This window comes from Myxococcus eversor, from assembly GCF_010894455.1.
Lineage (GTDB): Bacteria > Myxococcota > Myxococcia > Myxococcales > Myxococcaceae > Myxococcus > Myxococcus eversor.
The window spans coordinates 1-25,923 of the sequence record NZ_JAAIXY010000010.1 but is presented as its reverse complement, the minus strand read 5'-3'; the positions used below and the strand labels follow the sequence as shown (position 1 = coordinate 25,923).

General features: G+C 71.0%; 1 protein-coding gene. It reads left to right on the top strand.

Features of this window, described 5'->3' with window-relative positions:
• Positions 1-25,923: non-ribosomal peptide synthase/polyketide synthase (locus G4D83_RS20995; protein ID WP_163866595.1), on the top strand; the 25,923-nt coding region annotated here is incomplete at both ends.

Sequence of the window (25,923 nt, the reverse complement as noted above, 5' to 3'; positions counted from 1 at the left end):
TGTGGATGCAGCAGCAGTACGCGCTGACGCCTTCCGACACCGTCCTCCAGAAGACCCCGTTCTCCTTCGACGTCTCTGTCTGGGAGTTCTTCTGGCCCCTCATGACGGGCGCGCGCCTCGTCCTCGCGAAGCCCGGTGGACACCAGGACCCCGCCTACCTCGTCCGCCTCATCTCCGAGCAGCGCGTCTCCACCCTCCACTTCGTCCCCTCCATGCTCCGCGCCTTCCTCGAGGAGCCGGGGCTCGAAACGCTCTCCGGACTGCGTCGCGTCGTGTGCAGTGGTGAGGCGCTCCCCGCGGAGCTGGTGGCTCGCGCCCACGCTCGCCTCCCGGCGTCCGCCGAGGTCCACAACCTCTACGGCCCCACCGAGGCCGCCGTCGACGTCTCCTTCTGGCACTGCGCTCGCGGCGACTCCCGTCACTTCGTCCCCATCGGCCGCCCCGTCTCCAACACCCAACTCCACGTCCTCGACGGCTCCGGTCTCCCCACACCCGTCGGTGTCCCGGGCGAGCTCTTCATCGGCGGCGTCCAGGTGGGCCTCGGCTACTGGCGCAAGCCCCACCTCACCGCCGAGCGCTTCATCCCGGACCCCTTCAGCGCCACTCCGGGCGCGCGCCTCTACCGCACCGGCGACGTCGCGCGCTGGCTGCCCGACGGCTCTCTCGAGTACCTCGGCCGCGCCGACTTCCAGGTCAAGCTGCGCGGCTTCCGCATCGAGCTGGGCGAAATCGAAGCCGCGCTCCTCGCCGCACCCGGCGTCCGCGATTGCGTCGTTCTCGTCCGCGAAGACTCCCCCGGCGACCAGCGCCTCGTGGCCTACGTCGTCGGTGCGTCCACCGCGCCGGACACGCAGGCGCTGCGCACCGCCCTCTCGGAGCGACTGCCCGAGTACATGGTGCCCTCGGCCTTCGTGACGCTGCCGGCATTGCCGCTGTCTCCCAACGGCAAGCTCGACCGCAAGGCGCTCCCCATCCCCGAGCGGCCCGAGTCCACGGGCGCCTACGTCGCACCGGGCACTCCCACGGAAGAGGTCCTCGCCGGACTCTTCGCCCAGGTGCTCGGGCTGGAGCGCGTCGGTACGACCGACAGCTTCTTCGAGCTGGGTGGACACTCCCTGCTCGCCACCCAGGTCGTCTCACGCATCCGTGAGGCGCTTGGCGTCACGCTCCCGCTGCGCACCCTCTTCGAGGCGCCCACCGTCGCGCAGCTCGCGCGTCGGGTCGACACCTCCGCGCATGCGGTGGAGCGTCACGCCCCGCCGCCGCTTCAGCCTGTCTCTCGCTCGGGCGAGCTGCCCCTGTCCTTCGCCCAGCAGCGCCTGTGGTTCCTCGACAGGCTGGAGCCGGACAGCCCGTTCTACAACATGCCCGTGGGCCTCCGGCTGGAGGGGACACTCGACGTCCCCGCGCTGGAGCACGCCTTCACCGAGCTGGTGCGCCGACACGAAGTGCTCCGCACCACCTTCCGTGAGGGGCCCGTCCAGGTCATCCATCCAGCGGCCCCGGTTCCGCTGCCCCTCTTGGACCTCTCCGCGCTCACCTCCGCTGAAGGTGAGGCGGAAGCCCGGCGCCTTGCTCGCGAAGAGGCACGGCGCCCGTTCGACCTCACTCGCGGGCCACTGCTGCGCGCATCGCTGCTGCGACTGTCCGAGTCGCGGCACGTCCTGCTCCTCACCCTGCATCACATCGTGTCGGATGGCTGGTCCGTCGATGTGCTGGTGCGTGAGTCCGCCGCGCTCTATGCCGCCTTCCGCGCGGGCCACGCGTCTCCGCTGCCCGAGCTGTCCATCCAGTACGCGGACTACGCGGCGTGGCAGCGCGGCTGGCTCCAGGGCGACGCGCTCGAAGCGCAGCTCTCCTGGTGGCGCGAGCACCTCCAGGGCGCGCCTCGCTTCCTCGAACTCCCCACGGATTTCCCTCGGCCCGCCATCCAGGGCTTCCAGGGTGCCACCCTCACCCGCACGCTTCCGCGCACGCTGGCCGTGGCGCTCCAGGCCCTCTCCCGCCGGGAGGGCACCACCCTCTTCATGGCGCTGCTGGCCGGCTTCGACATCGTCCTCTCCCGGTACTCGGGACAGGAGGACATCGTCATCGGCACGGATATCGCCAACCGCAACCGCGTGGAGACCGAGGGCCTCATCGGCTTCTTCGTGAACCAGCTCGCCTTGCGCGCGCGAACCACGCCAGGGATGACGTTCCGCGAGCTGCTGGCTCAGGTGCGCGACGTCACGCTGGGCGCCCACGCGCACCAGGACCTGCCGTTCGAGGAGCTGGTCAAGGCCCTCAACCCCGAGCGCAGCCTCGGCCATACCCCGCTGTTCCAGGTGAAGCTGGTGCTGCAGAACCAGCCGGCCGCCGCGCTGGAGGTGCCGGGCCTCACGCTGCGCCCCGAGTACTCGGAGTCCGGCACCTCGCGCCTGGACCTCACCCTCGCCATCGTCGAGACGGAGGCCGGGCTGGAGTGCACGTGCGAGTACCGCACGGACCTCTTCGAGCCGGCCACCATCGACGGACTCGTGCGCCACCTCGGCGTGGTGCTGGAGGCAGCCACGGCGAGCCCCGGCACGCGCATCTCCGACCTGCCCCTCATGGCCCAGGTGGAGCAGCGCCAGCTCCTGGTCGAATGGAACGCCACCGCGCGCGACTTCCCGCGTGATGCCGGCGCGCACCAGCTCTTCCAGGCGCAGGCCGCGCGCACGCCGGACACCATCGCCGTGCGCTTCGAAGGCCAGCAGCTCTCCTACGCGCAGCTCGACGCCCGCGCCAACCAGCTCGCGCACCACCTGCGCGGCCTCGGCGTCCGGGAGGACGTGCCCGTCGCCCTTTGCGTGGAGCGCTCGCTCGACACCGCCGTCGCCATCCTCGGCATCCTCAAGGCCGGCGGAGCCTACGTCCCGCTCGACCCCAGCTATCCCGTCGAGCGACTCACCTTCATGCTGCGCGACTGCGCGGCGCCGGTCCTCGTCACCACCGAGGCCATCTCCGACGACCTCCCGGCGGGGAGCGAGCAGCTCGTCCTGCTCGACGCGGAGGCGGACCTCATCTCCGCGCGGCCCACCCATGCACCGGAGCCGGCCACCACCGCCGACAACCTCGCGTACATCATCTACACCTCCGGCAGCACCGGCCGCCCCAAGGGCACCCTCTTGCAGCACCGGGGCCTGTGCAACACGGCGCTCCAGACAGGCCGTGCCATGGGGCTCGGCACTGGAAGCCGCGTCCTCCAGTTCTTCTCCGCCGGCTTCGACGCGTCGGTCTGGGAGTTCTTCGGCGCGCTGCTCTCGGGTGCCACCCTGGTGATGGCGCCGCGTGAGCGACTCCTCCCCGGAGCACCCCTGCGTGCGCTGGCCCGCGACGAGTCCATCACCGCGGTGACGCTCACGCCCTCGGTCCTCGCGCAGCTGTCGCCCGAGGACTTCCCCGCGTTGGAGACGCTCGTCTCCGCTGGTGAGGCATGCACGCCGGAGCTGGTGCGCCGCTGGGCCCCGCACGTGCGCTTCCTCAACGCGTACGGCCCCACCGAGACCACCGTCTGCGCCTCCATCACCGAGCCGCTGACGGCCGGACAGCTCCTCACCATCGGTCGCCCCTGGGCCAACCTCCAGGTGTACGTGCTGGACACATCACTGCGTCCACAGCCCGTCGGCGTGCCCGGCGAGCTGTGCGTGGGAGGCGTCGGCCTGGCGCGAGGCTACCTGGGGCAGTCGGCGCTCACCGCGGAGCGCTTCATCCCGGATGCCCTCTCCGGTGTGGCCGGGGCGCGGCTCTACCGCACCGGAGACCGGGCGCGGTGGCGAGCCGATGGAACGCTCGAATACCTGGGCCGCATCGACTCGCAGGTGAAGCTGCGCGGCTTCCGCATCGAGCTGGGCGAGGTCGAGTCCGTCCTCTCGCGGCTCCCCTCCGTTCGCGAGGCCGCCGCCGTCGTGCGCGAGGATGTCCCCGGCCTCACCCGGCTGGTGGCTTATGTCGTCGCCGAGGAGGACGAGTCGGTCGATCCAGCTTCGTTGCGCGCCGCCCTCAAGGAGCGGCTGCCCGAGCACATGGTGCCCTCCGCCATCGCCGTCCTGCCCGCGCTGCCGCTCACGGCCCACGGGAAGGTGGACCGCAAGGCACTGCCTCCGCCCGAAGGCACAGGCGAGGCAGAAGCCCGGGAGTACGTCGCGCCTCGCGGTGAGACTGAGTCGCGGCTCGCCACGCTGTGGCAGGAGCTGCTGCACGTCGAGCGCGTCGGCGTGCACGACGACTTCTTCGAGCTGGGTGGCCACTCGCTCCTGGCCACCCAGGCCCTCTCGCGCGTGCAGGTCGCCTTCGGCGTCGAGCTGCCCCTGCGTGAGCTCTTCGAGGCGCCCACCGTGGCGCGGCTCGCCCTGCGGTTGGAGGCACTGGCCCAGGAAGGCGCGAGCACCACGAAGGCCCCCGCGCTGACTCGCGCGGCACGCACGGGAGACCTGCCGCTGTCCTTCGCGCAGCAGCGGCTGTGGTTCATCGACCAGTTGGAGCCCGGCAGCTCGCTCTACAACATCCCCACGGCCCTGGAGCTGGAGGGGCCACTGGATGTGCCCGCGCTGGAGCACGCCTTCACCGAGCTGCGGCGGCGCCATGAGTCCCTGCGCACCACCTTCGGCTCCTTGGATGGCCAGGCCGTGCAGCGCATCCACCCGGCCGCGCCGTTCCCACTGCCCCTGGTGGCGCTGGAGTCGCTCGCTCCCGAGGAGCAGGCCCTGGAGACGCGGAGGTTGTCGTCGGAGGAGGCCCTGCGCCCGTTCGACCTCGCACGCGGTCCGTTGCTGCGGGCCACGTTGTTGCGTCGGGCCACGACTTCTCACGTGCTGCTCGTCACGTTGCATCACGGCGTCGCCGACGCCTGGTCCATGAGCGTGCTGGTGCGCGAGCTGGTGGCCCTGTACGCGGCCTTCCGCGAGGGCCGTCCGTCTCCACTGGCGGAGCTGGCCGTGCAGTACGCGGACTTCGCCGTGTGGCAGCGCGGCTGGTTGCGAGACGCGGCCCTGGAGGAGCAACTCGCGTGGTGGCGTGACGCGCTGACTGGCGCTCCCGCCCTGCTGGAGCTGCCCCTCGACAGGCCCCGGACCTTGTTGCCCTCACGCGAGGCGGCGCTCCACCCTGTCTCCCTCGGAGCCGAGCTGTCCGAGGCCGTCAAGGCGCTCTCCCTGCGCCACGGCGCCACGCCGTTCATGACGCTGCTGGCGGCGTTCCAGCTCCTGCTCGCCCGGTACTCCGGTCAGGACGATGTCGTCGTCGGCTCGCCCATCGCGGGACGCAACCGCGCCGAGACCGAAGACCTCATCGGCTTCTTCGTCAACACCCTGGTGCTGCGCGCCCGGGTCGCCCCGCGCGTGACGTTCTCCGAGTTGCTCACCCAGGTGAAGCACTCCACCCTCGGCGCGTTCGAGCACCAGGACGTCCCCTTCGAGAAGCTCGTGGAGGAGCTGCAGCCCCAGCGCAGCCTCGGCTTCTCTCCGCTCTTCCAGGTCACCTTCTCGCTGCTCAACGCGCCCACCGGCGAATTGGAGCTTCCCGGACTGAGCCTGCGCCCGCTCGCGCCGACGGGGCTGCTCGCCAAGTTCGACCTCGACCTCACCCTCTCCGAATCCCCCACGGGCTTCGAGGGTGCGCTCCAGTTCTCCACCGCCCTCTTCGACGCGGACACCGTCGCGCGGCTGGCGACGCACTTCCTCACCCTGCTCCACGCCGCCGTGGCGCAGCCGGAGGTGCCTGTCTCCTCCCTGCCGCTCATGGACGCCGCCGAGCGACACCGCCTCCTCGTCGAGTGGAACGACACCGCAATCGACTTCCCGCTCGACAGCCCCGTCCATCGTCAGGTCTCCACCTGGGCTGAAATCACTCCGCACGCCACCGCCCTCATCTCGGACGATGGTGCACTCTCCTTCTCCCAGCTCGAGGTCCGCGCCAGCCGTCTCGCCGCCCGGCTCCTCCAAGCCGGGGTCCGTCCGGGCTCCCTTGTCGCGGTCTTCATGGAGCGCTCCCTCGAGCTGCCCATCGCCCTGCTCGCCATCCTCAAGGCGGGCGCCGCGTGGCTCCCTCTCGACCCGGCCTATCCCCGTGAGCGACTGGCCTTCATGCTCCAGGACGCCGCGCCCCCGGTGCTCCTCACCCAGCCCCACCTCCAGGACGCCTTGCCCGCGGGCCCCACGGTCATCTGCCTCGACCCTCAGTGGGGCGCGCAGGCGGATGAAGGCGTGAGCAGCTACGTCACCGAAGTGGCCGTGGCGCCCTCCAGCCCCGCGTACCTCATCTACACCTCCGGCTCCTCCGGCCAGCCCAAGGCCACGCTCATCTCGCACCAGGCCCTCGCCAATCACATGGCCTGGTTCCTCTCCGCCTTCCCGCTCCTGCCCGGCGACAGGGTCCTCCTCAAGACGCCGCTCAGCTTCGACGCCTCCGTCTGGGAAATCTGGGCGCCGCTCCTCACGGGAAATCCCCTGGTCCTAGCGTCCGTCGACGCTCATCGCGACCCGGCCTCGCTCCTCGCCAGCGTCCTGCGGCACCGCGTCTCCGTCCTCCAACTCGTCCCCTCCCTGCTGCGCTTCCTCCTCGAAGAGGACGCGCTCGCGACGGCTTCCCACCTCCGCTTCCTCTTCTGCGGCGGCGAAGCCCTGCCTTCCGACCTCTCGCGCCGCCTCCGCGCCAGGCTCCCCAGGACCCACCTCTTCAACCTCTACGGCCCCACCGAAGTCACCATCGACTCCACGTTCGCCTACGCCTCACCGTCGGAGTCTCGCGCAGCCATTCCCATTGGCCGGCCCGTCTCCAACACCCGGGCCTACGTCCTCGACGCGCTCCTCCAGCCCGTGCCCACGGGTGTCCCAGGAGAGCTGTTCCTCGCGGGTGCCCAGCTCGCGCTCGGCTACCTCCACCGCCCGCACCTCACCGCCGAGCGCTTCATCCCGGACCCGTTCAGCGTCGAGCCGGGTGGCCGCCTCTACCGCACCGGAGACAAGGTGCGCTGGCTCGCGGACGGCACCCTGGAGTACCTCGGCCGCCTCGACTTCCAGGTGAAGCTGCGGGGCCAGCGCATCGAACTGGGTGAAGTCGAGGCCGCGCTCCTGGCCCATACCGATATTCGTGAAGCCGTCGCGCTGGTTCGCGAGGACTCACCGGGCCACCAGCACCTCGTGGGCTACGTCGTGGCCAGCGCGACATTGGACGTCGCGGCCCTGCGCACCTTCCTCCTGGCGCGGCTGCCCGAGTACATGGTGCCCGCTGTCCTCGTGCCGCTGGAGGCCCTGCCCCTCACGGCCAACGGCAAGCTCGACCGGAGCGCCCTGCCGGCCCTCGACGCGGTTCTCACCGAGACCTACGTCGCGCCTCGCACCGACACCGAGCGCACGCTGGCCTCCCTCATGGCGGAGCTGCTGCGCCTGGAGCGCGTCGGCGCCGAGGATTCGTTCTTCGCGCTCGGCGGACACTCGCTCCTCGCCACCCAGCTCGCCTCACGCATCCGCGCGGCCTTCCAGGTCGAGCTGCCGCTCCGCGCCCTCTTCGAGGCTCCCACCGTCTCGTCCCTGGCCGCGCGCATCAACGCGAGCGCTCGTGGGAGCACGTCGGCGACGCCTCCTCTCGTCCCCGTGGCTCGCACCGAGGCACTGCCGCTGTCCTTCGCTCAGCAGCGCCTGTGGGTCATCGACCAGCTCGAACCGGGGAGCGCCCTCTACAACATCCCCATCGCCCTGCGCCTCGAAGGCGCCTTGGACGTCGCGGCCCTCGAGCGCGCCGTCTCCGAGGTCGTCGCCCGACACGAGGTGCTGCGCACCACCTTCACGCCCTCCGCCGATGGGCAACCCCTCCAGCGAGTCCGCGCGGCGGCTCCCGTCACCATTCCTCGCATCGACCTGCGCCACCTCGACCCGGCCTCCCGTTCATTCGAGGAGCGGACCCTGGCCCTGGAGGAGTCCGCTCGTCCGTTCGACCTGACCTCGGACTCTCTCTTCCGCCTCTCCCTCGTCCACCTGGAGGAGCACGCGCACCTGCTGCTCTTCACGGTCCACCACATCGTCTCGGATGGCTGGTCCACCGGCGTCCTGGTGCGGGAGCTGGGTGCGCTCTACGCGGCGCATCTGTCGGGTGTACCGGCGACGCTGCCGCCGCTGCGTGTGCAGTACGCCGACTTCGCCGCATGGCAACGCGGCTGGCTGCGCGACGAGGTGCTCCGCGCGGAGCTGGACTACTGGAAGCAACACCTCCACGGGGCTCCGGCCCTGCTGGAGCTGCCCACCGACAGGCCCCGCCCCGCAATCCAATCGCGTGAGGCCGCGTCCCATCCGCTCTCGCTCGGCTCGCGACTCTCCGAGGCCGTGAAGGCGCTCTCCCAGCGCGAAGGCGCCACGCCCTTCATGACGTTGCTGGCGGCGTTCCAGCTCCTGCTCTCGCGCTACTCCGGGCAGGACGACCTCACCGTCGGCTCGCCCATCGCCGGCCGCAACCACGCGGAGACCGAGCCCCTCATCGGCTTCTTCGTCAACACGCTCGTGCTGCGCGCGCGCATCCACCCGCGAGCCTCCTTCCGCGAGCTGCTCGCCCAGGTGCGCGCCTCCACGCTGGAGGCCTACGAGCACCAGGACGTCCCCTTCGAGAAGCTCGTCGAGGAGCTCCAGCCCGAGCGCAGCCTCGGCTTCTCGCCCCTCTTCCAGGTCTTCTTCTCCCTCCTCAACATCCCCATGGGGGACCTGGAGCTGCCGGGCCTGCGCATCCTCCCCGTCGACTTCGGCAACGCCGCCGCCAAGTTCGACCTGGACCTCTCCCTCGTCGAGACGCCGTCGGGCTTCCAGGGCGCGCTCCAGTTCTCCACGGCGCTGTTCGACGCCTCCACCATCTCGCGGCTGGCGTCCCACTTCCTCACGTTGCTCCGCGCCGTGGTGGACCAGCCGGATGCACCCGTCGCGTCCCTGCCGCTCATGGACGAGGCCGAAGAGCGCCGCGTCCTGATGGAGTGGAACGACACGCACGCGGACTTCCCGGCGCACACCACCGTCCACGCCCTCTTCGAGGAAGCCGTCGCTCGCACTCCGGACGCCGTTGCCATCTCCATGGGCGACGCACGGCTCACCTTCCGTGAGCTGGACGCCCGGGCCAACCAGCTCGCGCACGCCCTGCGGGGACTGGGTGTGGGACGAGGGTCCCGAGTGGGCCTGTACTTCCGCCGCTCGCCCGAGATGGTCGTCTCCCTCTGGGCCACGCTCAAGGCGGGTGCCGCCTATCTGCCTCTCGACCCGGCTCTGCCCGACTCACGCATCGCCTTCCTCCTGGACGACACCCACGTCGCCATCGTCCTCACCGAGTCGGTGCTCGCGGATGCGCTGCCCGCGAGCGCGCTCAATGTCCTCCGCGTCGACGAGGACTGGGACGTCACGGTGGAGAAGGAGCCCACGACGGCGCCGGCACCCCTGGCCACCGCCGATGACCTCGCCTACCTCATCTATACCTCCGGCAGCACCGGTCTCCCCAAGGGCGTCATGGTGGAGCACCGCGGCGTCGTGAACTACCTCACCTGGGCCCTGCGCACGTACCGCATCGCGGAGGGCTCCGGCTCCCCGGTCCACTCGCCGCTCTCCTTCGACCTGACCGTCACCAGCCTCATCGCTCCGCTCGTCGCGGGGAGGCCCGTGGTGCTCGTGCCCGAGGAGGCGGGCGTGGAGGGGCTGGGTGAGGCCCTGCGCGAGGGCAACGACTTCAGCCTCGTGAAGCTGACGCCCACGCACCTGCACCTGCTCGCGTCCCAGCTCACGCCGGGCGAGGCCGCCGGTCGCACGCGTGCGTTCGTCATCGGTGGCGAAGCCCTGACGGCCGAGGGCGTCGCCTTCTGGCGCCAGCATGCTCCAGACACGCTGCTCATCAACGAGTACGGCCCCACCGAGACGGTGGTGGGTTGCAGCATCCACACGGTGGCCCCTGGAGATGCGGCGAGCGGCCCCATCTCCATCGGCCGGCCCATCGCCAACACCCGTCTGTACGTCCTGGATGCGCACCTGCGCCCGGTGCCGGTGGGTGTCGTGGGCGAGCTGTTCATCGGCGGCGCGGGAGTGGCACGAGGCTACTGGCGGCGACCCGAGTTGACCGCGGAGCGCTTCATCCCCGACGCCTTCAGCACTCGGCCCGGAGCGCGGCTGTACCGGACGGGCGACCGCGTCCGCTGGGGCGTCGATGGGCGGCTGGAGTACCTGGGCCGCGCCGACTTCCAGGTGAAGGTCCGTGGCTACCGCATCGAACTGGGAGAGATTGAGTCCGCGCTGCGGACGCATGCCTCCGTCGGTGACGTTGTCGTGGTGGTGCGCGAAGACGGCCCCTCGGGCGCACGGCTCGTGGCCTACGTCGCGCCGCACACCGGTGCTTCGCTTCCGGATATCGGCGCGCTGCGGACTCACCTGGGTGAGCGGCTCCCGGCGTACATGGTGCCCTCGGCCATCGTCACGTTGGAGACGCTGCCGCTGTCCTCCAACGGCAAGGTCGACCGCGCCGCGCTGCCTTCGCCGGACTCGGTGAGCACCGACTCCTACGTCGCGCCTCGCAACGAGGTGGAGGAGGCCCTCTCCACGGTATGGGCCCAGGTGCTGCGCGTCCCGCGCGTCGGCATCCACGACAACTTCTTCCAGCTCGGCGGCGACTCCATCATCACCCTTCAGCTCGTCGCGCGCGCCCGCCGCGCCGGGCTGCACTTCGCGCCCCGGCAGCTCTTCCAATCGCAGACCATCGCCACCCTGGCTCCCGAGGTCTCCCGGCTGCAGGCCGTCACCGCCGAGCAGACGCCCGTCGTCGGCCCGGTGCTTCTCACGCCCATCCAGCGCGCCTTCCTCGAAGACGCGAACCCCGAGCCGCACCACTACAACCAGGCGCTGATGCTGCGGCTGCGCGAGGCGGTGGAGCCCTCGGTTGTCGAAGCCGCCCTGCGCGAGTTGGTGAAGCACCACGACGCCCTGCGCATCCGCTTCGTGCAGGAGGACGGCCGGTGGAGCCAGCACAACACGGACCTGGAGCACGCGCCTTCACTGCGCCGCGAGGACGTGTCCTCACTGTCTGAAGATGCGCGGGCCGCGAGAGTGGAGGCCATCGCCACCGAGGCGCAGACCTCCTTCGACCTGGGCTCGGCGCCGCTCCTGCGCGCCGTCCACTTCGACTTCGGCCCGGGTGAGTCCGCGCGCCTGTTGCTGGTGGCGCACCACCTCGTCGTCGACGCCGTCTCCTGGCGCATCCTCGTCGAGGACCTGGAGACCCTCTGCCGGCAGGCCCGGCGTGGCGAAGCGCGCTCTCTCCCGGCGAAGACGACGTCCTTCAAGGCGTGGGCCGAGCGCCTGCACAAACATGCCCGCTCCGAAGCGCTCGACGCCGAGCGCTCCTTCTGGCTCGACGAGGCCCGCGCCCGCGTCGTTCCGCTGCCCCGGGACAGGGCGGAAGGGGCGAACACCGTCGCCTCGTCGCATACCGTCTCCGCGAGCCTGGATGCCGGGGACACGGGACTGCTGTTGCGTGAGGTGCCCGCGGCGTACCGCGCCCGGCTCCAGGACGTGCTGCTGGCCGCGCTGGGCCGCGCCCTGGCCGCTCGCACGGGACAGTCGCGCTTCCTCGTCGAGGCCGAAGGCCACGGCCGTGAGGACCTCTTCACCGACGTGGACCTGTCACGCACCGTGGGCTGGTTCACGTCCCTGTACCCGGTGCTGCTCCAGGTGGGCGCCGGAGACAGCCCCGGTGACACCGTGCGTGCCACGCGCGACGCGCTGCGCACCCTGCCCGCCAACGGCCTGGGACACGGCCTGCTGCGCCACCTGCGCGAAGACGACACCCGTGAACGCCTGAGTGCGCTGCCCGTCCCCGAGGTGTCCCTCAACTACCTGGGCCAGGTGGACTCCACCTCCAGCGACGCCTCGCTGTTCACGTTCGCTCCGGAGTCCCAGGGCCCGTCCATCAGCCCGCGTGCGCCGCGCGCGCATCTGCTCGACGTGTCGGCCGTCGTCCAGGGAGGACAACTCCGCCTCTCCCTCACCTACAGCCGCAACCTCCACGACGAGGCCACCGCGCGCGCGCTCGTTGAAGCCTTCGGGGACGCGCTGCGCCTGCTCATCTCCGGCCGGGCGACGCCCGATGCCCTGCGATACACGCCCGCCGACTTCCCGCTGGCTCGCCTGACGCAGGCCACGCAGGACAGGGTGCTGCCACCGGGCATGCCCGTGGAGGATGTCTACCCGCTGTCCGCCCTCCAGCAGGGCATGCTGTTCCACTCGCTGATGGGGCCGGGCTCGGGCGTGTACGTCACGCAGTTCGGCTGGACGTTCGGCGCGCGCATCGACCTGGGGCTCTTCCGCCGCGCCTGGGAGACGGTGGTGGAGCGCCATGCGCCCCTGCGCACCGCGTTCGTCTGGGAAGGGCTGGATGAGCCCCTCCAGGTGGTGAGTCCTCGCGTCGCGCTGCCCTGGGAGGAGCTCGACTGGCGCGGCCTGACACCGGATGAGCAGAGGGCCCGCTTCGACGCCCTCATGGCCTCGGACCGCGTCCGTGGCTTCGACCTGCGTCAGTCGCCGCTGATGCGCCTGACGGTGGTGAAGCTGGACAATGGGTTGCACCGCGTCCTCTGGTCCTCGCATCACCTGTTGATGGATGGCTGGAGCCTCGGACTCGTCTTCAAGGAGCTGTTCGCCTCCTACGACGCAGCGTCGAAGGGCGAGCGTCCCGCGCTGGCGGCCGCTCCCGCGTACCGGGACTTCATCTCCTGGCTGCGCGAAGACCCCACCGCGCGCAGCGAGGTCTATTGGCGCGAGGCCCTCCAGGGCTTCACCGCGCCGACGCCGCTCCCCGGCGCCCGGCTCCCCGACACGCAGGACGCGCCGTATGCACAGGGCGAGCGCTCGTTCTTCCTGAGCGCGGAGACGACCCATGCCCTGAATGCGTATGCGCGCCAGCACCTGCTCACGGCCAACACCGTGCTGCAGGGCGCCTGGTCCCTGGTGCTCGCCCGCTACTCCGGTGAGCGCGAGGTCGTCTTCGGCACCACCGTCTCGGGCCGCGCCGCCGAAGTGAGCGGCATCGAGCACATGGTGGGCCTGTTCATCAACACGCTGCCCCTGCGCACCCGACTGGAGCCCGACCTGCCGGTGGTGGCGTGGCTCGCCTCGCACCACGCGCAGATGCAGGCGCTGAATCAGCACGAGCACGCCTCGCTGGCACGCATCCAGGGCTGGAGCGACGTGCCTCGCGGCCAGCCCCTGTTCGAGAGCCTGTACGTCTTCGAGAACTACCCCGTCGACGACGCCGTCTACTCCGGTGGCAGCGACTTCCAGGTCCGCGACCTCGCCAGCACCGAGCAGTCGGACATGCCCTTCGTGGCCATCGCCCTGCCCGGCACCCGGATGGAGCTGCGCCTCGTCTACGACAAGCAGCGCTTCGAGACCTCCGTGCTGGAGCGCGTGCTGCGCCTCTGGGCCACGGCCGTGGAGTCCATGCTGGCCCGGCCCCAGGCCCTCCTGTCCTCGCTCTCCCTCGTCACTCAGGAGGAGCGCGAGCGCGTGCTGGTGGAGTGGAACCAGACGGACCGCGACTACCCGCGCGAAGCCGGAGTGCACCAGCTCTTCACCGCGCAGGCGGCGCGCACACCGGACGCCATCGCCGTCGAGTCCACGGTGGGCACGCTCACGTACCGAGAGCTCGACGAGCGCTCCAACCAGCTCGCGCATCATCTGCGCACCCTGGGCGTCACGCCGGGGACGCGCGTGGCCCTGTGCCTGGAGCGGAGCCTGGAGTTGCCCGTGGGCCTCTTGGGCATCCTCAAGGCGGGCGCGGCCTTCGTTCCGCTCGACCCCGCCTATCCGGCGGAGCGCCTGAACGCCATGCTCGCGGGGACGGGGGCCTCCGTCCTCGTGACGCTGGAGCGGCTCGCCGATGAGCTGCCCGCCTATGTCCCGCTCCTCGTCTGCCTCGACTCCGAGTGGGAGCAGGTGGCCCTCCAGCCCGTGACGCCACTCGCGCCTTGCGCTGACGCGGACAGCCTCGCGTACGTCATGTTCACCTCGGGCTCCACGGGACAGCCCAAGGGCGTCGCCATTCCCCACCGCGGCATCACCCGGCTGGTGATGAGCGGCGACTTCATCCACTTCGGGCCCGAGGAGGTCTTCCTCCAACTCGCCCCCAGCTCCTTCGACGCCTCCACGCTGGAGGTCTGGGGCGCGCTGCTGCATGGGGCCCGCCTGGTCCTCTTTCCGCCTCACACGCCCACTCTCGAAGAGCTTGGCGCGGTGCTGGTGCGTCACCGCATCACCACCCTGTGGCTGACGGCGGCCCTCTTCGAACAGATGGCGCTCCACCAGCCCGAGGCCCTGGCCTCCGTGAGACAGGTGCTGGCGGGAGGCGATGTGCTGCCCGTGCGGCGCGTGCGCGAGCACCTTTCGCGCGTGGCTCCCGGCGCGGTGCTCGTCAACGGCTACGGCCCCACGGAGAACACGACCTTCACGGCGTGCCACCGCCTGGAGTCGGGCGACGTCGTCGGCGCTTCCGTGCCCATTGGCCGTCCCATCTCCAACACTCGCGTCTACGTGCTGGATGAGCGGTTCGAGCCGGTGCTCCCCGGTGCGCCGGGTGAGCTGTTCACCGGGGGCGATGGTCTGGCCTGGGGTTACCTGGGCCGTCCAGACCTCACGGCCGAGCGCTTCGTGCCCCACCCGTTCAAGGCGGGAGAGCGCCTCTACCGCACGGGCGACAAGGTGCGCTGGACGGACGACGGCACGTTGGAGTTCCTCGGCCGCACGGACTTCCAGGTCAAGGTGCGCGGCTTCCGAATCGAACCGGGCGAGGTGGAGAGCGTCCTGCGTCTGCACGGCGGCGTGAGCGAGGCCATCGTCGTGGTGCGAGAGGACGCGCCGGGCGACAAGCGCCTCGTCGCCTATGTCGTGGCGCCCGACGTCGACGTGGCGGGGCTGAAGGACTTCCTGCGCCAGAAGCTGCCCGAGTACATGGTGCCTTCGGCCCTGGTGAGCCTGGAGTCCCTGCCACTGACGCCGAACGGAAAGGTGGACCGCAGGGCCCTGCCGGCGCCGGAGCTGGAGGGCTCGGGCGGCGACGCCTTCGCGGTGCCCGTGGGTGCCACCGAGGTGGCGCTGGCCGGCATCTTCTCCGACGTGCTGGGCGTCCCGCGCGTGGGGCGCGATGACGACTTCTTCGAGCTGGGCGGACACTCGCTCCTCGCCACCCAGGTCGTCTCCCGCATCCGGGCGACGTTCGACCTGGAGCTGGCCCTGCGTGAGCTGTTCGAGTCTCCGACGCTCTCCACGCTCGCCGGGCAGGTGGATGCCCTGCGCCTGGAGCGACGGGGCCTGGGCCTGCCCCCGCTCGTGCCCGTGCCGCGCACGGAGGCGCTGCCGCTGTCCTTCGCGCAGCAGCGCCTGTGGTTCATCGACCAGTTGGAGCCGGGCAGCCCCCTGTACAACATGCCCTCCGCGCTCCGGCTCGTCGGCGACCTGGACGTGGAGGCGATGGAGCGCTCCATCTCCGACGTGGTGGAGCGCCACGAGGCGCTGCGCACCACCTTCGCCTCACGCGACGGAGAGGCCGTACAGCACATCCACCCGGCCGCGCCCGTGAGGTTGCCGGTGGTGGACCTGAGCACCCTGCCCGCCTCCGAGCGCGAGGCCGAGGTGCACCGCCGTGCCCGCGAAGAGGCCCTGCGGCCCTTCGACCTCACCACGGGCCCGCTCTTCCGCGTCGCGTTGCTGCGCGTGGAGGAACGGGAGCATGTGCTGCTGTCGACGATGCATCACATCGTCTCCGACGGCTGGTCCACGGGGGTGCTCGTGCGCGAGCTGGGCGCCCTCTACGCGGCGCACCTGTCCGGAACACGGGCGGAGCTGCCGCCCCTGCCGGTGCAGTACGCCGACTTCGCGGCCTGGCAGCGAGGCTGGCTGCGCGACGAGGCGCTCCACACGCGCCTGGGCTACTGGAAGCGGCGGCTCGAAGGCGCTCCGGCGCTGCTGGAGCTGCCCACCGACAGGCCCCGTCCGTCCGTCCAGACGCGCAACGCCGCTCAGCGCGCCGTCGTGCTGTCGGCGGAGCTCTCCGACGCCATCAAGGCTCTGTCCCAGCGGCACGGCGCCACACCCTTCATGACGCTGCTGGCAGCGTTCCAGGTGCTCCTCGCGCGCTACTCCGGCCAGGACGACATCGTTGTCGGCTCGCCCATCGCAGGCCGCAACCGAGGGGAGACCGAGGGCCTCATCGGCTTCTTCGTCAACACCCTGGCGCTGCGCGCGCGGCTGGAGCCACACGCCTCCTTCGCCTCGCTGCTGACGCAGGTGAAGCGCACCACGCTGGAGGCCTTCGACCACCAGGACGTGCCCTTCGAGAAGCTCGTCGAGGAACTGCAGCCCGAGCGCAGCCTCAGCTACTCGCCGCTGTTCCAGGTCATGTTCTCCGTGCTGAACACCCCCATGGGCGCGCTGGAGCTACCCGGGCTGCGGCTGGAGGGACTCGGGGACAACGAGATGCCCCTCAAGTTCGACCTGGACCTCTCTCTCGTGGAGACGCCCGCGGGCTTCGTGGGCTCGCTCGACTACAACGTCGACCTGTTCGACGGCGCCACCATGGAGCGGATGGTGGAGCACCTGCTCACCCTGCTCCGCGCGGCCGTGGCCAACCCCGAGCAGTCGCTCTCCGCCCTGCCGCTGATGGACGAGGCCGAGCTGCGACGCGTCCTCCGGGAGTGGAACGACACCGCGGCGCCGGTCCCCGCTGATGCCTGCGTCCACCAGCAGCTCTCCGCCCGGGCCGGCCTCACTCCGGACGCGCTCGCCGTCGTCTCCGACGCGGGCTCGCTCACCTTCGCCCAGCTCGATGCGCGCTCCAGCCAGCTCGCCTCGCACCTGCGCTCGTTGGGCGTGAAGCCCGGGACGCTCGTGGCGCTGTGCATGGAGCGCTCGCTGGAGGTGCCCGTCGCCGTCTTCGGCGTGCTCAAGGCCGGTGGCGCCTACGTGCCGCTGGACCCGGCCTACCCGCGTGAGCGGCTGGCCTTCATGCTTCAGGACACCTCTGCCCCGGTGCTGCTCACCCAGCGTCACCTCCTCGGAGTGTTGCCCGAGGGCCCCGCCGTGGTGTGCCTCGACGCCGGCTGGGAGACCGATTTCGCCGACGCAAAGGCGCCCCTGAGTGAGTGGGTGCCCTCCGAGAGCGCGGCGTACGTCATCTACACATCTGGCAGCACGGGGCGGCCCAAGGGCACCGTGCTGACCCACCGCTCCCTCTCCAACCACGCCGCGTGGATGCGCTCCCGGTTCGACCTGGGGCCCGGTGCACGGCCGCTGCTGCTCACCTCGCTCAGCTTCGACGTGTCCGTCGCCGAGCTGTTCGCCACGCTGCTGTCCGGTTCGACGCTGGTCATCGCGCCGCTGGAGGCCCACCGCGATGCGTCCCTCCTGGTGGAGACCGTGGTGCGACACCACGTCACCGTGCTCCAGGTGGTGCCGTCGCTGCTGAGAGTCCTGCTGGAGGAGCCCGGACTGCGCGCCGCCACGAGCCTGCGCCGCATCATCTCCGGTGGCGAGGCGCTGCCGGCGGACCTGCCGCCACGCGTGCGCGAGGTGTTGCCGAGCGTGAGCCTGGACAACAACTACGGCCCGACGGAGGCCACCATCGACGCCACCTCGTGGCCGGTGGAGCGCTTCACCGGGCCGGTGGCCCCCATCGGCCGGCCCATGTCCAACACCCAGGCCTATGTCCTGGACGCGGACCTGCGGCCTGTTCCCACGGGCGTGCCCGGCGAGCTGTATCTGGGCGGAGAGGGGCTGGCGCGCGGCTACCTGCATCAGCCCCACCTCACCGCCGAGCGTTTCGTCCCCGACCCCTTCGCGACCCGGCCCGGCGCGCGCCTCTACCGCTCGGGCGACAAGGTGCGGTGGCGGGCGGATGGCACGCTCGACTACCTGGGCCGCATCGACTTCCAGGTGAAGCTGCGCGGCCTGCGCATCGAGCTGGGTGAAGTCGAAGCCGCGCTCCTGCGTCAGCCGGGCCTCCAAGAAGCCGCCGTGCTGGTGCGCGATGACCTGCTCATCGCCTACGTGGTGCCGCGAGCGGGGAGCACGCTCGACGCCACGGAGCTCCGGCGAGGACTGCTGACGGGCCTGCCAGAGTACATGGTGCCCGCGGCCTTCGTGGTGCTGGAGGCGCTGCCCCTCACGCCGAACGGCAAGCTGGACCGCAAGGCGCTGCCCGCGCCGGACGCGCACGTCGACGTGGAGGCCTCGTGGATTGCGCCGCGCACGCCCACGGAGCAGACGCTGGCGGCGCTGATGGCCGCCATCCTCCGCGTCGAGCGGGTGGGGGCTGAGGACAGCTTCTTCACCCTGGGAGGCCACTCGCTGCTCGCCACCCAGCTCGCCTCTCGCATCCGGACCGCGTTCCGGGTGGACCTGCCCCTGCGCGCCCTCTTCGAGGAGCCCACGGTGGCGGGCCTCGCCGCGCGCATCGACGCCAGCCGGGGGGAGACGACTCCGGCGGCGCCGTCCCTGGTGCCCGTGCCTCGCACGGAGGCGTTGCCGCTCTCCTTCTCCCAGCAGCGCCTGTGGTTCATCGACCAGCTCTCTCCGGGCACGCCGCTCTTCAACCTGCCCACGGCGCTGCGCGTGGACGGGGCACTGGATGTCGGAGCACTGGAGCACGCCTTCAACGCCCTGGTGAACCGCCACGAGGTGCTGCGCACCACCTTCGCCGTGCGCGGCGGTGAGCCCGTGCAGCACATCCGTCCCGCCTCGGGCTTCAACGTGCCCGTGGTGGACCTGAGCGCGCTGTCCGAAGAGGAGCGACAAGCTCGGACGCAGGCCCTCATCGAAGAGGACGCCCTCGCTTCGTTCAACCTCTCGACGGGGCCGCTCCTGCGTGCCTCCCTGCTGAAGCATGGCCCCCGGGCCCACGTGCTCCTGGTGACGATGCACCACATCGTCTCCGACGCGTGGTCCACGGGCGTCCTCGTGCGCGAGCTGGCCACCCTGTACGTGGCCCGGACCACGGGCACTCCGGACAGGCTGCCACCGCTGCCTGTCCAGTACGCGGACTATGCGGCGTGGCAGCGCTCCTGGCTGCGCGGCGACGTGCTCCAGCGTCAGCTCGACTTCTGGAAGCAACACCTCTCCGGAGCCTCGGGTGTCCTCGAGCTGCCCACGGACAGGCCCCGTCCCGCCATCCAGTCCCACAAGGGCACCCTCCTCCCCGTCGAGCTCACAGGTGGGCTGAGCGCCTCCGTGCGCGCGCTGGCCCAGCGTGAGGGCGTCACGCCGTTCATGGTGCTGCTCGCGGCCTGGCAGCTCGTCCTCTCCCGCTACGCCGGACAGGACGACGTCTCCGTCGGCTTCCCCATCGCCAACCGCCAGCAGGGGGAGACGGAGGGCCTCATCGGCTTCTTCGTCAACACGCTCGTCCTGCGCTCGCGCATCGACGCGCGAGGCTCCTTCCTCCAGCTCCTCGCCCACGTGCGCGGTGCCACGCTGGCCGCGTACCAGCACCAGGACATCCCCTTCGAGAAGCTCGTCGAGGGACTCCAGCCCCAGCGCGACCTCGCGCGCAGCCCGCTCTTCCAGGCCACCCTCACCCTCCAGAACACTCCCGTCGAGACGACACAGCTTTCGGGGCTCTCCTTCGCTCCGCTCACCGCGCACGTCACCACGTCGCAGTACGAGGTCAGCCTCCTGCTGGAAGAGGGGCCCCAGGGCTTCTCCGGCGCCCTCAACTACAACACCGACCTCTTCGACGCGGACACGGTGAAGCGGCTGATGCGCCACTACGCCGTGCTGCTGGAGGCAGTCACGGCCGCACCGGAGCGCCCGCTGGGCCTCGTGTCACTGCTGTCCTCCGAGGAGCGGCACCAGGTCCTGGCGCAGTGGAACGCCGTCACCGGGGAGTACCCGCGTGACGCGGCCATCCACCAGCTCTTCGCCCGACAGTCGGCGCTCACACCGGACCGCGTCGCCGTCGAATCCGAGGACGCGCTCCTCACGTACGCGCAGCTCGAAGCGCGCGCGAACCGGCTCGCCCATCATCTTCGCGGACTGGGCGTGCAGCCCGGCGGCCGCGTCGCCGTGCACCTGAAGCGCTCCGTGGACCTGGTGGTCGCGCTGCTGGGCACCCTCAAGGCGGGAGCCGCCTACGTCCCGCTCGATGCCACCTGGCCGACCGAGCGCATGGCGTGGGTCCTGCGCCAGTCCTCCGCCGCCGTGCTGCTGACCGAGTCCTCGGTGGCGGATGAGCTGCCGGAGCTGGGCGTCGTGCTCGTCGTCCTGGACGAAGAGGCCGCGCACATCGCCCGCCAGCCGGACTCGGCTCCGGAGGTGCCCGCGAGCGCGGACGCCCTGGCTTACGTCATGTTCACCTCGGGGAGCACCGGCGAGCCCAAGGGCGTCTCCGTGCCGCACCGGGGAGTCGTCCGACTCGTGCAGCCCCACGGCGTCATCCGCTTCGGGCCCGACGAGGTCTGGCTCCAGGCGGCGCCGGTCGCCTTCGACGCCTCCACGCTCGAGCTGTGGGGCGCGCTGCTTCACGGCGCCCGGCTCGTCCTCGCGCCCCCTGGCGCGCTGTCCCTGGAGGAGCTGGGGGCGCTGCTCGCGCGACACCGCGTCACCTCGCTCTGGCTCACCGCTGCCCTCTACGAGCAGATGGTGACGTACCAGCCACAGGCCCTGGCCGGCGTCTCCCAGGTGCTCGCGGGTGGAGACGTGCTGCCCGCGCGGCGCGTGCGCGAACACCTCGCGCTGCTGCCTCCGGGCGGCGTGCTCATCAACGGCTACGGCCCCACGGAGAACACCACGTTCTCCGCCACCCACGCCCTGCGCGCGGGTGACGCGGTGGGCGACTCCGTCCCCATCGGCCGGCCGGTGCCCCACTCCTCGGCCTTCGTGCTGGACGGCGCCCTCCAGTTGGTTCCTCCCGGCGTGACGGGAGAGCTCTACGTCGGAGGCGACGGCCTCGCGTGGGGTTACCTCGGACGGCCCGACCTCACGGCGGAGCGCTTCGTGCCCCATCCCTTCGGGGCTCCGGGCACGCGGCTCTACCGCACGGGCGACAAGGCTCGGTGGCGGACGGACGGCACGCTGGAGTTCCAGGGCCGCGCCGACTTCCAGGTCAAGGTGCGCGGCTTCCGCATCGAACCCGGTGAAGTGGAGAACGCCCTGCGCCAACACCCGAGCGTCGGTGAGGTCATCGTCGTCGTGCGCGAGGACGTGCCGGGCGACAAGCGACTCGTCGCCTACGTGGTGCCTTCGGAGCAGGGACTGGACGCGAGCGCCGTGCGCGGCTTCGTCGAGGAACGGCTCCCCGCGTACATGGTGCCGTCGGCCATCGTCACGATGACCGAGCTGCCGCTCACGGCGAACGGCAAGGTCGACCGCAAGGCCCTTCCGCCGCCCGGAGTCGGCACCCCGTCTCAGGAAGAGGCACCCGAAGCGCCCCGCACCGCCATGGAGGCCGCGCTCGCGGGCATCTACGCCGAGGTGCTCGGCGTCCCGCGAGTAGGGCCGAGCGACGACTTCTTCGAGCTGGGAGGCCACTCCCTCCTCGCCACCCAGGTCGTCTCCCGCATCCGCTCCGCCTTCAACGTCGAGCTGCCACTGAGGGAGCTCTTCGAGGCGCCCACCGTCGCCGGACTGGCCCGGTATCTGGAGGCCTCGCGGCAGGAACAACAGGGGCTGGAAGTCCCACCGCTGATGCCCGTGCCTCGCACCGGCGCCTTGCCGTTGTCCTTCGCGCAGCAGCGGCTGTGGTTCATCGACCAGCTCGAGCCCGGCAGCGCCCTCTACAACATCCCCACGGCGCTTCGCCTCGAAGGAGCGCTCGACGTCGCTGCCCTGGAGCGCGCGGTCTCCGACGTCGTCTCGCGCCACGAGGCGCTCCGCACCACCTTCGCCTCCATCGACGGACAGCCGTCCCAGGTCATCCACCCCGCGGCACCCCTCTCTATTCCGCTCATCGACCTCCAGCACCTGGATGAGGCCGACCGTCAGGCCGAGGCCCGACGACTGACGGCGCAAGAGGTGGAGCGCCCCTTCGACCTGACCTCCGGGCCCCTGTTCCGCCTCTGCCTCGTCAAGCTGGCGGAGCGCGAGCACCTGCTCATCACCAACGTCCACCACATCGTCTCCGACGGCTGGTCCTCCGGCGTGCTGGTGCGCGAGCTGGGGACGCTCTACGCGGCGCATCTGTCCGGCGAACCCGCCAGGCTTCCGGCGTTGAGCGTGCAATACGCCGACTTCGCGGCGTGGCAGCGCGGCTGGCTGCGTGACGAAGCCCTGCGGACACGGCTGGCCTACTGGAAGCAGCAGCTCCGTGGAGCCCCCGCGCTCCTGGAGCTGCCCACCGACAGGCCGCGCGCCGCCCTCGGGTCGCGTGAGGCCGCCATCCTCCCCATCTCGTTGGGGGCCGAGCTGTCCGACGCCGTCAGGTCACTCGCGCAGCGCCAGGGCGCGACGCCCTTCATGACGCTCCTGGCCACCTTCCAGCTCCTGCTCTCACGCTACTCCGGGCAGGACGACATCTCCGTGGGCTCGCCCATCGCGGGACGCAACCGCGCGGAGACCGAGGGCCTCATCGGCTTCTTCGTCAACACGCTGGTGCTCCGCGCGCGCATCGACCCGCGAGCGTCCTTCCGCGAGTTGGTGGAGCGCGTGCGCGCCACGACGCTGGGGGCCTACGAACACCAGGACGTGCCCTTCGAGAAGATCGTCGAGGAGCTGCAGCCCGAGCGCAGCCTCGACGTCACTCCGCTCTTCCAGGTCATGTTCTCGCTGCTGAACACGCCCATGGGAGACCTGGAGCTGCCCGGCTTGCGCCTGCTCTCCGTCGACCGAGGTGACGCGCCCGCCAAGTTCGACCTCGACCTCTCCTTCGCCGAAGCGCCTTCTGGCTACGAGGGCTCGCTCCAGGTCGCCACGGCGCTCTTCGATGCCTCCACGGCCACGCGCATGGTGGCTCACTTCCTCACCCTGCTCCGCGCCGCCGTGAAGCACCCGGAGGCGCCCGTCTCCACGCTGCCGCTCATGGACTCCACCGAGCGGCACCGCCTCCTCGTGGAGTGGAATGACACCACCTCGAGCACGCGGGCCTACGTCCTCGATGCGCACCTGGAGCCCGTCCCCGTGGGCGTCCCCGGGGAGCTGTTCCTGGGCGGAGTGCACCACGCGCTCAGCTACGGGCAGGGTCCGCAAATCACGGCCGAGCGCTTCCTCCCGGATGCACTCAGTGGCCTGTCCGGTGCGCGCCTGTACCGCACCGGCGACAAGGTCCGCTGGCGCGCGGACGGCTCTCTCGAGAACCTGGGACAGGTCGCCCCTCGCGCTACACCGCGAGACGCGCGAGGCGAACGCGACGACGTCGAGGCCGCGCTGCGCTCCCACCCTCACGTTCGTGAGGCCGTCGCCCTCGTCCGCGAGGATGTCCCCGGCAAGAAGCGCCTCGTCGCCTATCTCGTGCCCCAGGGCGCGCTCGACCTGACGGTGCTGCGCTCCTTCCTGGAGGAGCGGCTCGCCGAGTACCTGGTGCCGTCGTCCTTCGTGTCCCTGGCGGCACTCCCGCGCCTGCCAGACGGCGAAGTGGACCGCGACGTCCTGCCGCCTCCCGCGGCCGTTGCCTCCGAGCAGTCCGCGTGGAACCCGCCGTCGACCCCCACCGAGAAGACCCTGGCCAGGCTCATGGCCGACCTCCTGCGCGTCGAGCGCGTCGGAGCGAGCGACTCCTTCTTCTCGCTCGGCGGCCACTCCCTCCTCGCCACCCAGCTCGTCTCCCGCATTCGAGCGGCACTCGACGTCGAACTGCCGCTGCGCGCCCTCTTCGAGAGCCCCACACCGGCGACCCTGGCCGCGCGCATCGACGCCACCTCCCAGTCGAACCCGCTGACCGCGCCGTCGCTGGTACCCGTGCCGCGCACGAGTGCGCTCCCGCTGTCCTTCGCGCAGCAGCGGCTGTGGTTCATCGACCAGCTCGAGCCCGGCAGTGCCCTCTACAACATGCCCGCCGCGCTGCGGCTCGAAGGGGCGCTGGACACGAACGCACTGGAGGCCAGCTTCGACGCCCTGGTGCGGCGCCATGAGGCCCTCCGCACCACGTTCTCCTCGCATGAGGGCGAGCCCGTGCAGGTCATCCGCCCGGCCCCTGCCTTCTCGCTGCCGCTCGTGGACCTGAGCGACACGCAAGGAGAAGAGCGTGAGACCCGGGCTCAGCGGCTCATCAACGAAGAAGCCCTCAGGCCCTTCGACCTGGCCACCGGCCCGCTCCTGCGCGCCTCGCTGCTCCGGATGGACGCGAAGGAGCACGTGCTGCTGGTGACGATGCACCACATCGTCTCCGACGGCTGGTCCATGGAGGTGCTGGTGCGCGAGCTCGTCGCGCTCTACTCGGCCCTGGCCACGGGCACGTCACCCGCTCTCGCGCCACTGCCGGTGCAGTACGCCGACTTCTCCGCCTGGCAGCGCGCGTGGCTGCGCGGTGACGTGCTTCAACGACAGCTCGACTACTGGAAGCACCAACTCGCGGATGCGCCCGCCGTGCTGGAGCTGCCCACGGACAGGCCCCGCCCCGCGGTCCAGTCCTCCAAGGGTGACGCGCTGCCGTTCCACCTGCCCGAGGAGCTGACCCAAGCCCTGGAGTCCTTCACTCAAGCGGAAGGGGCCACGCTCTTCATGGGCGTGCTGGCCGCCTTCCAGCTTTTGCTCTCGCGCTACTCCGGACAGGACGACATCTCCGTCGGCTCGCCCATCGCGGGCCGCAACCGCGCGGAGACGGAGGGCCTCATCGGCTTCTTCGTCAACACCCTTGTCCTGCGCTCCCGCATCGCACCGCGCGCCAGCTTCCGCGAGCTGCTCGCACAGGTGCGCGCCTCCACCCTCGCGGCCTACGAGCACCAGGACGTCCCCTTCGAGAAGCTCGTCGAGGAACTCCAGCCCCAGCGCAGCCTGAGCCACTCGCCGCTCTTCCAGGTGATGCTCTCGCTCCAGAACACGCCTCGACAGGCGCTGGCGCTTCGCTCCGAAGAGAGCGGGCTGGAAGCACTGAAGCTCACGCCGATGGAGGCGCAGGGGCTGGCGGCGAAGTTCGACCTCTCGCTCTCGCTTGCCCGGACGTCCCAGGGGCTCGGAGGAGCGCTCGACTTCCGCACGGAGCTGTTCGACGAGAGGACCGTCGCGCGCATGGCGGAGCACTTCGTCACCCTGCTGAAGGCCGTGGTCGCCGCGCCCGATGCGGACCTGGGTTCGCTGTCACTGCTCTCCGACGCGGAGCGGGAGCAGCTCCTCGTGGCGAGGAACGACACGCACCGGGAGCTGCCATGGGAAGGCGCGCTGCACGAGCGAATCGAAGCGCAGGTCGCGCGCACGCCCGATGCGCTGGCGGTCCTCGACGACACGACGTCGCTCACCTTCGACCAGTTCGACCGCCAGGCCAACAGGCTCGCCCACTGGCTGCGCGCTCACGGCGTCAGGCCCGAGTCGCGCGTCGCCCTCTGCATGGAGCGCGGCGTCGACATGATTGTCGCCGTCCTGGGCATCCTCAAGGCGGGCGGCGCATACGTCCCCCTGGACCCCGCCCATCCTCGCGAGCGGCTCGCCTTCGTGCTCCGGGATTCCGGCGTCACGCTCGTCCTCACGCAGCGGCTCCTCGCCGATCGGCTGGAGACGCCATCCGTCAAGGTCGTCCCCCTGGATGACCCGGGCGTGACCACGACACTCGCCGGTGAAGCGGACACCACGCCGTCCCGGGTCTCCTCGCCACAGCACCTCGCCTACGTCATCTACACGTCGGGCAGCACCGGCCATCCGAAGGGCGTGATGATTCAGCACGCCTCCGTGATGAACCTGCGTGCGGCCCTCGCGTCCACGGCCCTCGCCGGTCTTCAGGGTCCGCTGCGAGTCAGCCTCAACGCCCCGCTGGCCTTCGACGCGT